Source organism: Actinopolymorpha alba DSM 45243 (genome assembly GCF_000373925.1).
GTDB classification, from domain to species: Bacteria; Actinomycetota; Actinomycetes; order Propionibacteriales; family Actinopolymorphaceae; genus Actinopolymorpha; species Actinopolymorpha alba.
In genome coordinates this window covers 112,324-126,897 of record NZ_KB892708.1, presented here as the reverse complement: position 1 = coordinate 126,897, position 14,574 = coordinate 112,324, and the positions used below count along the sequence as shown (strand labels likewise).

The window sequence follows — 14,574 nt, the reverse complement described above, 5'->3', positions numbered from 1 at the left end:
GCCGAGATCACGATTTGTAAACTCTTCGAATTACAATCCGTGCTCGTTATGCCACGGCCCGCAGTAACGCTGCGTGAAGCCGGGTTCTCAGCCCTGCTTCGCCGGCTTGTCGGGCCGAGCGTCGATCCCGGCCTCACGCCGCTGAGCGGGCGTGATCGGCGCCGGTGCACCCGTCAGAGGATCAGATCCCGACGCGGTCTTGGGGAACGCGATGACGTCCCTGATCGACTCGACGCCGCCAAGCAGGGCGCACAGCCGGTCCAAACCGAGTGCGATACCTCCGTGCGGAGGCGCCCCGAAGCGGAACGCCTCCAACAGGAATCCGAACTGACTGGTGGCTTCCGCCTCCGTGAGCCCCAGGACGTCGAACACCCTCTGCTGAACGTCGCCGCGGTGGATACGAATCGACCCGCCGCCGATCTCCGTGCCGTTCAGCACGATGTCGTACGCCTGCGACAGCGCCTGTCCGGGCTTCTCGTGGAAACGGTCGAGCCACTCCGCGGTCGGCGCGGTGAAGGGATGGTGGATCGACGTCCAGCCGCTGCTTCCGTCCTCCGCATCCACGCGTTCGAACAGCGGAGCATCGACCACCCAGCAGAACTCCCAGCGAGAGTGGTCGATCAGACCACAGCGCTCCCCCACCTCCAGGCGAGCGGCCGCGAGCAGACCGAGCGCCTCCGACCGCGGACCCGCCGCGAAGAAGACACAGTCGCCCGGCTTCGCGCCCGCGTGCTCGGCCAGCTTGGCCCGCTCCTCCTCCGAGAGGTTCTTTGCGACCGGCCCACCAAGCTCGCCGTCAGGACCGATGAGGACGTACGCCAGGCCTTTCGCGCCGCGCGAACGCGCCCACTCCTGCCAGCCGTCCAGCTCCTTGCGCGCCTGCCCGGCTCCCCCGGGCATGACGACCGCGCCCACGTGGAAGTCCTCGCCCTTCGTGGCACCGTGGCCTTCTGGAGCCCGGAAAATCCGGAACGGCGTGTTGGCGAAGTACTCCGTGAAGTCGACCAACTCACAGCCGAACCGCAGGTCGGGCCGGTCGATACCGAACCTCCGCATCGCCTCGGCGTACGTCATCCGCGGGATGGGCGTCGAGATCTCGTACCCCAGCACGTCCTTCCACACCCGCGTCAGCACCTGCTCGGTCAGCGCGATGATGTCGTCCGGTGAGGCGAACGACATCTCGACGTCGAGCTGGGTGAACTCCGGCTGGCGGTCAGCGCGGAAGTCCTCGTCCCGGAAGCAGCGCGCGATCTGGTAATAGCGCTCCAGGCCCGCCACCATGAGCAGCTGCTTGAACAGCTGCGGTGACTGCGGCAGCGCGTACCAACTACCTGGCTGCAGACGGACCGGCACGAGGAAGTCCCGCGCGCCCTCGGGAGTCGAGCGGGTGAGGTACGGCGTCTCCACGTCGACGAAGTCGTTCTGGCCCATGACCTCACGGATCAGGTGGGTGACCCTCGACCGCATCCGCAGCAGGTTCGCCATCTCCGGACGGCGCAGGTCGAGATAGCGGTACCTCAGCCGGAGCTCTTCGTTGACCGAGGCCTGGTGGTGCTCCTCGACCGGGAACGGCAGCGGGTCGGCCGCACTCAGAACCTCCACCTCGCTGGCCACCAGCTCGATCTCCCCCGTCGGAAGGTGGGGGTTCTCGTTGCCGGCCGGGCGGCGGCGCACCTCGCCGACGAGTCGCAGGCAGTACTCCTGCCGGAGCCCGTGCGCGGCCGAGCCAGCCTCGTCCGCCGAGGCCAACTCCTCGCCAATCTGCTCGGTGAGCTGCTCATGCCGGATCACCGCCTGCACCACGCCCGACGCGTCGCGAAGATCGATGAACGCGACTCCCCCGTGATCACGCCGCCTGGCCACCCAGCCGGTCAACGTCACGGTCTGGCCAACGTGGTCGGCACGTAGCGTGCCGGCTTCGTGCGTGCGGATCACCCGGGGTTCTCCTTCGTTGTCTGTGTCTGCACCGCCTGGACGAGCCGCTGGACAACCTCGTCGAGGGGTACCGCCTGCTGGTCACCACTGCGCAGGTCCTTGACCTGCGCAGTCTGCTGCTCCAGGTCGCGGTCACCAAGCACCACCGCGAACGCCGCCCCCGAACGATCGGCCGCCTTCATCGCACCCTTGAGCCCCTGACCGCCGTACGCCGTGTCACTGCGGACGCCAGCCTGCCGGAGGTCACGGAGCAAGGTGACGGTACGCCGCCTGGCCGCCGCGCCCAGCGGCACGACGTAGACGTCGCACCGGCTCCGGTCTCCGACGGTCAGCCCTTCCGCCTCGACGGCGAGGATGGTCCGGTCGAGCCCGAGTCCGAAACCCACCCCGCCGAGGTCGGGGCCACCGATCGTCGCCATCAGCCCGTCGTAGCGACCACCGCCGCCGATGGACGACTGGGCACCGAGACCGTCGTGGACGAACTCGAACGTCGTACGCACGTAGTAGTCCATACCTCTGACGAGGCGCGGGTTGTCTTCCCAGTGGACGCCGAGATCGGAGAGGTACGCGCGTACCTCGTCGTGGTGCTCCTTGCAGGCGCCGCACAGGTGGTCGGTGATCAGGGGAGCGTTCGTCAGCTGGGCCTGCACCTCCGCCCGCTTGTCGTCCAGAACGCGCATCGGGTTGATCTCGACCCGGCGGCGGGTGTCCTCGTCCAGGTCGAGGCCACGGAGGAAGTCCTGCAGCAACTCGCGATAGGCCGGCCGGCAGTCCCGGCAGCCGAGGCTGTTGAGGAGAAGCCGCACCTTCGTCAGCCCGATCCGGCGGTGCGCCTCGACCGCCAGCCAGATGACCTCGGCGTCCAATGCCGGGTCATCGCTGCCGATCGTCTCGACCCCTACCTGGGTGTGCTGGCGGTAACGACCGGACTGCGGCTGCTCGTAGCGGAAGTTAGGCCCGACGTACCACACCTTCACCGGCAACTGACCGCGGTGCAGGCCGCGCTCGACCACCGCCCGGAGGACGCCCGCGGTGCCCTCGGGCCGCAGCGTCAACGAGCGACCTCCGCGGTCGTCGAAGGTGTACATCTCCTTGTTGACGACGTCTGTCGACTCCCCGACGCCGCGGACGAACAACGCGGTGTCCTCGAACATCGGCGTCTCGACGTAGTCATAGCCGGACAGCCGCGGCGGAAGCGCGAGCGCCTCCCGGACGGCCAGCCACGCTGACGACGCCGGCGGAACGATGTCATAGGTGCCCTTGGGCGCCTGGAAACTCATGAAAATCCTCACCCGCTCTGGTTCGGGCCAGGGGCGTGACCCCCTGGCGCCCCTGTCCGCGCGTCGGACGCGGACCCGGCGGTCGCCGAAGCCGACGCCGAAGGGGCAGGGCCGGGCACGAGGCCTTGAAGGAAGGGATTGGTCTGGCGTTCCCGGCCGATGGTCGTCTGGTCGCCGTGGCCGGGCAGGACCACGATCCGGTCATCGAGTGGGAGCACCTTGTCGGCGAGGCTCCGCAGGATCGTCTTGTGGTCGCCGCCCGGCAGGTCGGTGCGCCCGATGGAACCCGCGAAGAGGAGATCACCCGAGAACATCAGCTCAGGAGCGTCCTCCGCCGGCACCGTCCGCGAGAACCCATGCGGCTCCCACGCGGACCCCGGGTCAGAGGGGGTCCGGAACGTCACCGACCCGCTGGTATGGCCAGGAGTGTGGTCGACCGTGAAGCTGAGTCCGGCCAGCTCCAGGCGCATGCCGTCGGCGAGCGGGCGTACGTCGTCGGGTTCGGCGAACGTCGCGCCAGCGCCCAGGAGCGCGGACGCCCACTCACGCGGGAGCCCGGCGAGCGGATCGGCGAGCATCGACCGGTCCGCTGGATGGACCCAGCAGACCGCGTCATAACTCCCGCATACCGGAAGGACCGACCACATGTGGTCAAGATGTCCGTGGGTCAGCGCGACGGCGACCGGCTTGAGCCGGTGCTCCCTGACGACCTCCGCGACCGCGGGCGCGGCATCCTGGCCCGGATCGATCACCACGCACTCCGCGCCGCGGGCCGCGGCGACGATGTAGCAGTTCGCGGCGAACACTCCGGTCGGAAAGCCGGCGACGAACACTGAGGAGTCCTTCTGGCGACGTACAACGGTCGGGAGAGCGGTTCTGGAGCTTCGAAGAGTACCGGCGTGCCCTGCCCGCCCGCGAACCGCCCGACGGCAGGCCGCCACCCCGTCTCTCGCGGGCGGGGCACAGGGCCCATCGGGCCGCCGCGGGTAGGCGCCTGTGCCGGGCATTACCCCAGCGCGCTTCGGCCACGCTCCATCTAGACTGGCTCCCCGGTCGTCGGATACCCGAGCGAGAGACGGTCTTTCGGTGGTCACGAAGAAGCAGCGCCAGCGCCAACTCGCCCGGCAGAAGCTGGTCCGCCAGCGGGCTCGCCGCCTCGAGCGTCGGCAACGTGTGCGCCGCCGCGGCGTCATCGCCGGCGTCGTGCTGGCGGTCCTCGCCGTGATCGCGGGTGGGTACGCTGTTTCGCTGCTCTTCAAGGGCGACAAGCCGGCCAGTGCAGCGGCCACACCGACCGCCACGCCGTCGGCATCTCCCTCCCCCACCGCGACCGGTGCACCCCGCCCGACCAAGGCAGGTGAGTGCACCTACGTCGCGCAGGAGGGCAAGGACCAGAAGTCCTTCGGCCTGCCGCCGGCGAAGGCACCGCTCAAGGATGCCGTCGCCACGATCAAGACCAACCAGGGCACGATCACGGCTGACCTCTTCGGCGCGAACGCCGGCTGCGCGGTCAATTCGTTCACGTTCCTCGCCAACAAGAACGCCTTCGACAAGACCACGTGCGACACCCTGTCAACGAAGCCCGCGACGGCGGAGTATCTCGGATGCGGTGACGTCACCGCATCCGGCGGCGGGCCTGGCTACATCTTCGGTAACGAGAACGACGGGAAGAAGACGTTCGAGCCCGGCTGGCTCGTGATGGCCGGTGCGGAAAACCACGCCGGAAGCAGGTTCTTCATCACCTCCGGCGACTCGTCGACCTTCGAGCATCCCGTCACCGTGTTCGGGAAGGTCCGTGATGGACTCGACGTCGTACAGAACGTAGCCAAGGCCGGTCTCGCACCGAACTCCGGATCCAAGGGGGTCGGTCGTCCGGCCACATCGGTCATCATCCAGGATGTCAAGGTCACGACGAAGTGATCTCCGACCAGGAGCGAGTAGTGAGCGGAACGGCAGAAGAACCCTGGGGCAGGGTCGCGGACGACGGGACCGTCTATGTCCGCACCGAGTCAGGCGAGCGTGCCGTCGGGTCCTGGCAGGTGGGGGATCCAGAAGGCGCGCTGGCGTTCTTTCGGCGCAAGTACGACGCGATCGCCCTGGAGGTTGACCTCCTGGCATCCCGGGTCGAAAGCGGCATCCTCGCCCCCGACGAGGCCCAGAACGCGCTTCGACGCGAGCGGCGCAACCTCGAGAACGCCCAGGCGGTCGGCAATCTGGCGGCCCTCGCGGCCCGCCTCGACTCGCTCGAGGCGACCATCGCCGAACGCCGCAACCAGCGCCGCGCCGAACGCAAACGCCAGCTTGACGAGGCCAGGACCGTGAAGGCCGCGATCGCGGACGAAGCGGAATCTCTGTCCACCGGATCAGACTGGCGCCACGGGGTTGGCCGGTTCCGCGAGTTGCTCGACCAGTGGAAGGCACTCCCCCGGCTCGACAAGGCCACCGACGACGAGCTCTGGCACCGGTTCTCCAGCGCCCGCACGGCCTACACCCGCCGCCGCAAGCAGCACTTCGCCGAGCTCAACGCCCGGCGGGAGGACTCCCGGCAGGTCAAGGAAGAGATCGCCGGCGAGGCTGAGACGCTCGCCGACTCTACTGACTGGGGCCGGGTGACCTCGCGATACCGCGAGCTCATGCAGCGGTGGAAGGCCGCCGGGCCAGCCAACCGGGACGTCGAGGACCAGCTGTGGAAACGCTTCCGCGCCGCTCAGGATCGGTTCTTCACCGCCCGTAACGCGACGTTCGCCGAGCAGGAGGCGGAGTTCCAAACCAACCTGGAGCGTAAGGAAGTGCTCCTCCAGGAGGCCGAGGCGCTGGTGCCGGCACGCGACCATCGGGCGGCGCGCGACTCGTTCCGCGACATCCTGCGCCGTTGGGACGAAGTGGGGCGGGTCCCCCGGGATTCGGTGCGGGCGGTCGAAGCGCGCCTTCGCCGCGTGGAGGAGGCGATCCGCAGCGCCGAGGGTCAGGAGTGGCGGCGGACCAATCCCGAGACCCGGGCCCGCGCCAACGACACGCTGTCCCAGCTCCGGGCCTCGATCGCCGACCTCGAACGCGAGGTCTCGCGTGCGCGCGCCAAGGGCGACACGTCGGCCGAGCGCAAGGCTCAGGAAGCCCTCGCGGCGCGGCAGGCCTGGCTTGCCGAGGTCGAAAAGACCCTCGACGAGTTCTCCGCCTGATCGCCCAGGTGCGTCGGCTTACTTGCGACGGGCCTCCCGCCACAGTCAGGGCGACCTCGGTGGCCGATCTTCTCCGCGGCGACGTCGGCGCAGATCTCGCGTCGGTGGCCGATCTCGCATAGTGAACGACCCTCGAGCCGGTTCATGATCAGCTAGTCGCATGCCCATCCTGTCGGTGAAACAACTCTCCGCCGCGGGAATCGGCACCTTTTGCGTGCCGACACATCAAGGGAGCCTGCAAGCAGACCGGCACACAGGTACGCGGGTTTTGAGCGCTCTTATGCGCGCCGAGCCATCAAGGGAGCCTGCGAGCAGTCCGGCGCGCATAAGAGCGCTCAAAACCCGCCCTCAGTTGGTCACGCGGTAGGCGTCGAAGACACCATCGACACCTCGAACCGCCCGCAGCACGTGTCCGAGGTGCTTGGGGTCACCCATCTCGAACGTGAAGCGGCTCTTCGCCACGCGATCCCGGGTCGTCGTCACCGATGCAGACAGGATGTTGACGTGCTGGTCTGACAACACCCGGGTGATGTCGCTGAGCAACCGGGCCCGGTCGAGTGCCTCCACCTGGATCTGGACGAGGAACAGGCTCTGGGCCGTCGGCGCCCACTCCACCTCGAGCATGCGGTCGGGCTGGGCGGTCAGGTGATCGATGTTGACACAGTCGCCGCGGTGAACGGACACCCCCGCGCCCCGCGTGACGAAGCCGATGATCTCGTCACCGGGCACCGGCGTACAGCACTTGGCCAGCTTGATCCAGACGTCGGAGGCGCCCTTCACGACCACGCCGGAGTCGCCGCGAGGCATCCGCTCGCGGCGCCGCGTCTCGGTCGAGAGGATGACACCCTCGGAGACGTCCTCGGCTTCCTCCTCGGAGGCGCCGAAGCTCTGCATGAGCCGGCGTAGCACAGACTGCGCGGTGATGGTGCCTTCGCCGACGGCGGCGTAGAGGGAAGAAACGTCGCTGTACTTCAGCTCCCGTGTGACCGTGGCGAGCGCCTCGTGGGTGAGCATGCGTTGGAGAGGCAAGCCCTCCTTGCGCACCATCCGGGCCAGCAGGTCCTTGCCCTGGTCGATCGCCTCTTCGCGGCGTTCCTTGGTGAACCAGTGCCGGATCTTGTTGCGCGCCCGCGGGCTCTTGACGAACGTCAGCCAGTCGCGGCTCGGCGCGGCGCCTTCGGCCTTGGAGGTGAAGACCTCGACCAGGTCGCCGTTCTCCAGCTGGCTCTCGAGCGGCACCAGCCGGCCGTTGACCCGCGCGCCGATACAGCGGTGACCGACCTCGGTGTGGATGGCGTACGCGAAGTCGACCGGCGTGGAGCCGAGGGGCAGAGCGATGACGTCGCCGCGCGGTGTGAAGACGTAGACCTGTGTGGAATTGATCTCGAACCGCAGCGACTCGAGGAATTCGCCGGGGTCCTCGGTCTCGCGTTGCCAGTCGAGGAGTTGCCGCAGCCAGGCCATGTCATTGGGGCCGCCCGACCTGTCGGTCTCGCGTCCGGCGTTGGGGTCTTCTTTGTACTTCCAGTGCGCCGCGACGCCGTACTCCGCCCGCCGGTGCATGGAGAAGGTGCGCAGCTGCATCTCCACCGGCTTGCCCTCAGGCCCGATCACTGACGTGTGCAGCGATTGGTACATGTTGAACTTCGGCATGGCGATGTAATCCTTGAAGCGCCCCGGAACGGGGTTCCAGCGCGCGTGGATCACACCGAGGGCGGCGTAGCAGTCGCGGACCGAGTCGGTCAGGACCCGGATGCCCACCAGGTCATAGATGTCACCGAACTCGCGGCCACGGACGATCATCTTCTGGTAGATCGAATAATAGTGCTTCGGCCGCCCGGTGACCGTCGCCTTGATCTTGGCGGCCCGCAGGTCGGTCTGGACCTGGTCGATCACCTTCGCGAGGTATTCGTCGCGCGACGGCGCGCGCTCGGCCACGAGACGCACGATCTCGTCGTACAGCTTGGGATGCAGTGTCGCGAACGCGAGGTCCTCGATCTCCCACTTCAGGGTGTTCATGCCGAGCCGATGGGCCAGCGACGCGTAGATCTCCAGGGTCTCCCGGGCGATCCGCTCCTGGCTCGCCTGCTTGAGATAGCGCAGGGTGCGCATGTTGTGGAGCCGGTCGGCGAGCTTGATGACCAGGACGCGGATGTCCTTGGCCATCGCGATCACCATCTTGCGGATGGTTTCGGCCTGGGCGTTTTCGCCGTACTTGACCTTGTCGAGCTTGGTGACGCCGTCGACCAGCATCGCGATCTCGTCGCCGAAGTCGCCCCGGAGCTCCTCCAGGGTGTACGGCGTGTCCTCGACCGTGTCATGCAGCAGCGCCGCACAGAGGGTCGGCGGCGTCATGCCGAGCTCGGCCAGGATGGTGCTGACGGCGACCGGGTGGGTGATGAACGGGTCACCGCTCTTGCGGGACTGCCCGCGATGCCAGCGCTCGGCCGTACGGTAAGCCTTCTCGATCAGCGCCAGGTCGGCCTTGGGGTGGGTTGTACGGACGATCCGGAACAACGGCTCGAGGACGGGGTTGCCCTGGGGCGACCGACCGAGTCGGGCGAGCCGCTCGCGCATCCGGCGGGACGATCCAGAGAACGCGCCGCCGACGCCCTGCCCCTGACCGCGGCGACCGCTTCCGCCTCGGTTCCGGCGGTGCTCAGGCCCGGTGGCCGGCGCACTGGCGGCGCCGTTGGCACTCGAGGCACCGTTGGCGCTGGAGGCGCTGGAGGCGCTGGGGGCGCCGTTGGCGCTGGTGGCAGCCGCACTCGTGACTCCGCCAGCCGCGGAGCCATTCTTGGACGCGCTCACAGAGCGTCGCTGCGTGCGGTCGACCTCTCCGCGCGCCGACGGGGTCGAGACGGTCTCCTCGGCCACAGGATCTCCTCCGGGGCGGCAAGACACCAGTTTACGGGCACCGACAGTGGAAGCTGCCGGCAGCGTCCACAACATGATCCCCGAATTTCGACCGGTAGGCGGTGACGCACCGCAGTCACCGCCTCCGCCAGCGTGCGTGGGCGCCGCCTCACCATTCCGCTGGCGGCGGTCAGACCGGTAGCAGGGAGTGGAGTGGGAGGTCGCCGAGCCTGGCCCGGGGCTCGAGGAACGTAAGCTCCAACAGCACCGAAACGCCTACGATCTGGGCACCGGCTGCCCGGATCAGGCTCGCGGTGGCGTCGACGGTGCCGCCCGTCGCCAGGACGTCATCGACCACGAGGACCCGCTCCCCCGGGGCGAACGCGTCCCGGTGCACCTCCAGAGTCTCCTCGCCGTATTCCAGAGCGTACGACTGGGAAAAGGTCTGGCCGGGCAGCTTGCCGGCCTTGCGAACCGGGACGAACCCGGCGCCCAGTGCGAGCGCCACCGGCGCGGCGAGGATGAACCCGCGCGCCTCGATCCCTACCACCTTGTCGATCCGCGGCTGGGAGTTCTGCCAGGGCGCTCCCAAGGCGTCCACCGTGCGGGTGAACCCCTCCGGATCGCCGAGGAGAGGCGTGATGTCCTTGAAAAGGATGCCGGGCTTGGGGTAGTCGGCGATATCCCGCACCAGGCCCCGGATCAGTTCGTCGACTCCGCGAACCTCACTCATCGCCGCCGTCCCTTCGACCGGCGGGACGAGCGCGTACCCCGCTGTGGCTGTGCGCGTCCCGCGCTGGACGACACCGAGACCGGCCCTCGCGAGCGCGCGGCGTTCGACGACCCCTCGCGCTCCTCGGCCGGCACGGTCGACGTGCCTTCGGTGACCGGCTCGTCGTCGATGCTCGGTGTCGTGGTGGGTGTGGACCGCTGGGCCGTGCTGAGGCGGCGTTGTCCGACCCGCTTCGCAAGAGCTCGCATCGCCGGCTCACGCTCCTTGAGATCGCAGAGCAGCGGGGTGGCGATGAAGATCGAGGAGTACGTACCGACCGCGATACCGACGAACAGCGCCAGCGACAGGTCCTTCAGCGTGCCGGCGCCGAGAAGACCGGCACCGACGAAAAGGATTCCGGCCACGGGCAGGAGCGCGATGACCGAGGTGTTGATCGATCGCACCAGGGTCTGGTTGACCGCCAGGTTGGCCGCCTCGCTGTAGGTCCAGCGGCTTGATCCGGCGATCCCTCGGGTGTTTTCACGAACCTTGTCGAAGACGACAACCGTGTCGTAGAGCGAGTAACCGAGGATGGTGAGCACGCCGATGATCGTGGCCGGAGTCACGTCGAAACCCACGAGGGCGTAGATGCCGACGGTGACCACGACGTCGTGCAGGAGCGCGACCAGGCCCGCCACCGACATGCGCCACTCGCGGAAGTACAGCCAGATCACGAGCATCACCAGCACCAGGAACACCGCCAGGCTGGTCGCTGCCTTGCTCGTGATCTGTTGTCCCCAGGTCGGACCGACGCTGGAATAGGCGATCTGGCTCTCGGCGACGCCAAGCTCCTTGGCGATCGCCTGCCGCACCTTCGGAATGTCGTTCGTGCTGAGCGGTTGGGTCTCCACGTTCAGCTGGTTGCTGCCGACGGCCGTGACCTTTGGATCGCCCGCACCGCTGGCGTCGGTGACTGCCGTACGGACACCCGGGATGGCGTCCTGCGCCGTGCCCGACGACACCGGCGCCTGGAAGTCGACACCGCCACGGAACTCGATGGAGAAGTTGAGTCCACGCACCAGCACGGCGGCGATTGCGATCAGGACGAGGACGGCTGAGATGGAGTACCAGAGCTTGCGCCGTCCGACGAAGTTGATCGAGACCTCGCCGGTGTAGAGCTTGTGCCCGATCGAACCCACACGGGACATGTCAGGCCTCCTTCGTACGCCGGGAGATGCCGGGCAGGAGGCGCTGACGCGACACGCCCAGACGGGTCGGGTCGAGGCCTGAGAACCGATGGCCTTCGCCGAAGAAGCGGGTGCGGGCAAGCAGCGTGAGCAACGGCTTCGTGAACACGAACACGACCACGATGTCGATCAGAGTGGTCAGGCCCAACGCGTAGGCGAACCCACGGACGTTGCCGACCGACAGGGTGTAGAGCACCACCGCCGCCAACAGCGAGATGGAGTCCGCGGCCAAGATCGTGCGACGCGCTCGGGCCCACCCGGTCTCGACAGCTGTCCGCAGGCTCCGTCCCTCACGGACCTCGTCTCGGAGGCGTTCGAAGAAGACCACGAACGAGTCCGCGGTGATACCGATCGCGACGATCAGACCCGCGATACCGGCCAGGGTCAACGTGAATCCCTGCGACGCACCGAGAAGCACCACCGAGGCGTACGTGATCGCCGCCGCCACCACCAGGGACAGCACGACCACGAGGCCCAGGCCGCGGTAGTAGAGGAACGAGTAGAGCACGACGAGGGCCAGGCCGATCGCGCCCGCGACCAATCCACCGGTGAGCTGGTCGCTTCCGAGCGTGGGCGAGACGTTGGAGACCTGGCTGGTCTCGAAGGTCAACGGCAGCGCGCCGTACTTGAGAACGTTGGAGAGCTCGGTGGCCTGCTGCTGGCTGAAGTTACCGGTGATGCTGGCGTTTCCGTCAGTGATCGGCTGGATGATCTGCGGGTAGGAAACGACCTTCCCGTCAAGCACGATCGCGAACTGGTTGAGCGGCGACTGGAGTTGGTACATCTGCCGACTCGCGTCGGCGAACGCGTTCTTGCCGGCGCCCTTGAGCCGCAGCCCGACTTCCCAACTGAGTTGGTTCTGAGGCAGCTGCGCGTTGGCGTCCGCGATCTCCGAGCCACGCACCAACGCGGGACCGAGGACGAACTTCGCGTTGTCCTCGCGGTTGCACGTCAGGAGCGGAGCATTGGGGTTGTCCTTCGCGGCCGTGTAGTCGGCGCACTTGAAGGACTGGAGAGCCGTCAGCTGCTCGGCGGTCGCACCGGTCGTCGACACGCCCACCTTGCCCGGCTGTGGCGTCGGGCTCGGGCTGGCGGACGGAGCAGTGGGGCTGGGCGAAGTGGGCGAGGGCGTGGGCGACGGAGCGTTCGCCCGCGACAGGGCCGACGGCACAGCCCGACCACGGTTGTCGGGTGAGCCGCTGGGGGACGCCGACGGGCCCGGGCTCGTGGAGGGGGAGGATCCCGGCGTCGGGCTCGAGGTCGGCTTGGACGACCCGGACGGCGACGGAGTAGGCGACCCGGTGGGCGGCGTGGGCGCCGCCGCGGCGGCCTGCTGTACCCCGAGCACCTGGCGGAACCTCAGCTCAGCCGTCGAACCGACCAGGCGGACGATCTCATCCTGTCCGACACCAGGGACATCCACCACGATGTGGTCGTTGCCCTGCGTCGTCACTTCCGCCTCAGTCAGCGCGCTCACGCGGTTGCGGATGATGTCGACGGCTTCGTTCAGCTTCTCGGGGGTGACCTGCCCCTGGCCGGCCGACGGGCGGGCCGTCAGCGTGATGGAGGTGCCGCCGCGAAGGTCAAGGCCCAGCCTCGGCGTCCACGCACCAACCAGCGCCATGGTGCCGAAGCCCACGACGATCACCAGCAGCAGGATGCCGAGGGCACGCCACGGGTGCGGCCTCTTAGTCGCCACGCCGCCTCACTCCCCTCGTGAGTCCGTGCTCACGAGGCGGGTCCGTCCGTCGAGGGGGTGTTGTCGCCACTGGACGACGGCGAGTCAGACGAGGAGGTCTTCGGCTCCACGATCCGGACGATCGCCTGGCGGACGTGTCGCGCGTAGACGCCGGGGGCGATCTCGAGGACGACGACGTCGTCTTCGACCGCGTGCACGGTCGCCAGCAGACCGGCGCCGGTCATGACCTGCTGCCCCGGCTGGAGCTGGCGCTGCATGTCCGTCGTTTCCCGCTGGCGCTTGCGTTGCGGGCGAATCGCCACAACCCAGAACAACACCAGCAGAAGGATCGGGAGGAGCAGTGCCCAAAGGCTGGACCCGCTGGCAGCCTGGCTGAGGAGCATGAGGGGGTCGTTCCTTCCCTGGCGCGCCGATCAGTCGGGCGCCTTTTCTTGGTTTGGGCCAGTTTTGGTAGAGCCAGGGCCGTGAAAGTACGGCCACCGGCGGAGTTTAGCCGCGTCGCCTGGGCCGGGTGGCGTGTGCCTGGCCGTGATGCGTCAGTTACCTCGATCTTCGCTCGTGTCGAGCTCATCGTCGAACAGGCTCGGGGTCTGGCCGAACGCCGTGTCGGGTGGGACCGCGAGGCCGAGCTGGCGCCATGCCGCGGGCGTGGCCACCCGGCCCCGGGGAGTGCGGGCGAGATAGCCCTTGCGGACCAGGAAGGGCTCGGCCACCTCTTCGACCGTCTCGCGTTCCTCGCCCACCGCGACCGCAAGAGTCGAGAGACCGACCGGTCCCCCGCCGAAGCGCCGGCACAGCGCGTCGAGAACCGCACGGTCGAGCCGGTCGAGGCCGTCCTCGTCGACTTCGTACAGCAGGAGAGCGGCTCGGGCGGTGTCCTGGCGGACCACGCCGTCGGCACGCACCTGAGCGTAGTCGCGGACCCGTCGCAGGAGGCGGTTGGCGATCCGGGGGGTGCCCCGGGAGCGGCTCGCCACCTCCCGCGCTCCCTCGTCGGTGATCGACACCTCGAGCAACCGCGCGGTACGCCGGACGATCAGCTCGAGCTCGGGAACCTCGTAATACTCCAGGTGCCCGGTGAAGCCGAAGCGGTCGCGCAACGGTCCGGGCAGCAGTCCCGACCGGGTGGTCGCCCCGACCATCGTGAACGGCGGAATCTCCAGCGGGATCGCCGTCGCGCCGGGCCCCTTGCCGACCACGACATCGACCCGGAAATCCTCCATCGCCATGTAGAGCATTTCCTCGGCGGGACGGCTCATCCGGTGAATCTCGTCGACGAAGAGCACCTCGCCCTCGGACAGGCCGGACAGGATCGCCGCGAGATCGCCCGCGTGCTGGATCGCCGGGCCGCTGGTGATGCGCAACGGCGCGCTGAGCTCAGCAGCGATGATCATCGCCAGCGTGGTCTTGCCGAGGCCGGGAGGCCCGGACAGGAGAACGTGATCGGGCGGGCGACCACGGCTGCGGGCCGCTTCGAGAACGAGGCCAAGCTGATCCCGGACCCGGGGCTGACCGATGAGTTCGTTCAGAGTGCGTGGACGGAGGGCCGCTTCGACGGCGCTCTCGTCACCGGTCGCCTCGGCGGCCACCAGGGCCCGCCCCGCCATCGGCTCGCGATCGCCGTTGTCGGCGTACGACGTCATCGACCAACTCCTCGCCCCGATTG

At 68.3% G+C, this 14,574-nt stretch carries 11 protein-coding genes; 2 read left to right on the top strand and 9 right to left on the bottom strand.

Annotation, left to right across the window (positions count from 1 at the left end):
* Positions 1–87 precede the first annotated feature (87 nt).
* Genes aspS through B141_RS0103035 form a run of 3 tightly spaced genes read right to left on the bottom strand, consistent with a single transcriptional unit; the run spans position 88 to position 4,048 of the window.
* Positions 88–1,935 carry an aspartate--tRNA ligase gene (gene aspS, locus B141_RS0103045; protein ID WP_020573695.1) on the bottom strand — a complete coding sequence of 616 codons (1,848 nt, stop codon included), beginning with the start codon at positions 1,933–1,935 and terminating at the stop codon, positions 88–90.
* Complete coding sequence (gene hisS, locus B141_RS0103040; protein WP_020573694.1) at positions 1,932–3,215, bottom strand: histidine--tRNA ligase; 1,284 nt, start codon at positions 3,213–3,215, stop codon at positions 1,932–1,934. The genes aspS and hisS overlap by 4 nt, the downstream gene beginning before the upstream one ends.
* 8 nt (positions 3,216–3,223) lie before the next feature.
* Positions 3,224–4,048: an MBL fold metallo-hydrolase gene (locus B141_RS0103035; RefSeq protein WP_020573693.1), complete on the bottom strand. Its 825-nt coding sequence runs from the start codon at positions 4,046–4,048 to the stop codon at positions 3,224–3,226.
* A 253-nt stretch (positions 4,049–4,301) separates the two neighbouring features.
* Here B141_RS0103035 and B141_RS0103030 point away from each other — a divergent pair, with 253 nt between their 5' ends.
* Both B141_RS0103030 and B141_RS0103025 read left to right on the top strand, forming a co-directional pair.
* Positions 4,302–5,135: a peptidylprolyl isomerase gene (locus tag B141_RS0103030; RefSeq protein WP_020573692.1), complete on the top strand. Its 834-nt coding sequence runs from the start codon at positions 4,302–4,304 to the stop codon at positions 5,133–5,135.
* Entirely contained in the window at positions 5,132–6,394 is a 1,263-nt protein-coding gene (locus B141_RS0103025) for a DUF349 domain-containing protein (protein ID WP_020573691.1), read from the top strand. The genes B141_RS0103030 and B141_RS0103025 overlap by 4 nt, the downstream gene beginning before the upstream one ends.
* 348 nt (positions 6,395–6,742) lie before the next feature.
* Here the strand turns inward: B141_RS0103025 and B141_RS0103020 are convergent, their stop codons facing one another.
* The 6 genes from B141_RS0103020 to ruvB all read right to left on the bottom strand — a co-directional run bounded on the left by B141_RS0103020 (position 6,743) and on the right by ruvB (position 14,551).
* A complete protein-coding gene (locus B141_RS0103020) occupies positions 6,743–8,971 on the bottom strand; it encodes a RelA/SpoT family protein (RefSeq protein ID WP_202805654.1) in 2,229 nt (742 codons plus the stop codon).
* A gap of 469 nt (positions 8,972–9,440) precedes the next feature.
* Positions 9,441–9,983, bottom strand: a complete 543-nt coding sequence (locus B141_RS0103015; protein ID WP_020573689.1) for an adenine phosphoribosyltransferase — start codon at positions 9,981–9,983, stop codon at positions 9,441–9,443.
* A complete protein-coding gene (gene secF, locus B141_RS0103010) occupies positions 9,980–11,170 on the bottom strand; it encodes a protein translocase subunit SecF (protein WP_020573688.1) in 1,191 nt (396 codons plus the stop codon). The genes B141_RS0103015 and secF overlap by 4 nt, the downstream gene beginning before the upstream one ends.
* Before the next feature lies 1 nt (position 11,171).
* Positions 11,172–12,908: a protein translocase subunit SecD gene (gene secD, locus B141_RS0103005; RefSeq protein ID WP_020573687.1), complete on the bottom strand. Its 1,737-nt coding sequence runs from the start codon at positions 12,906–12,908 to the stop codon at positions 11,172–11,174.
* Positions 12,909–12,937: 29 nt separating this feature from the next.
* Entirely contained in the window at positions 12,938–13,291 is a 354-nt protein-coding gene (gene yajC / locus B141_RS38635; protein WP_020573686.1) for a preprotein translocase subunit YajC, read from the bottom strand.
* A 153-nt stretch (positions 13,292–13,444) separates the two neighbouring features.
* Positions 13,445–14,551 carry a Holliday junction branch migration DNA helicase RuvB gene (ruvB, locus tag B141_RS0102995; protein WP_020573685.1) on the bottom strand — a complete coding sequence of 369 codons (1,107 nt, stop codon included), beginning with the start codon at positions 14,549–14,551 and terminating at the stop codon, positions 13,445–13,447.
* Between the last annotated feature and the right edge of the window lie 23 nt (positions 14,552–14,574).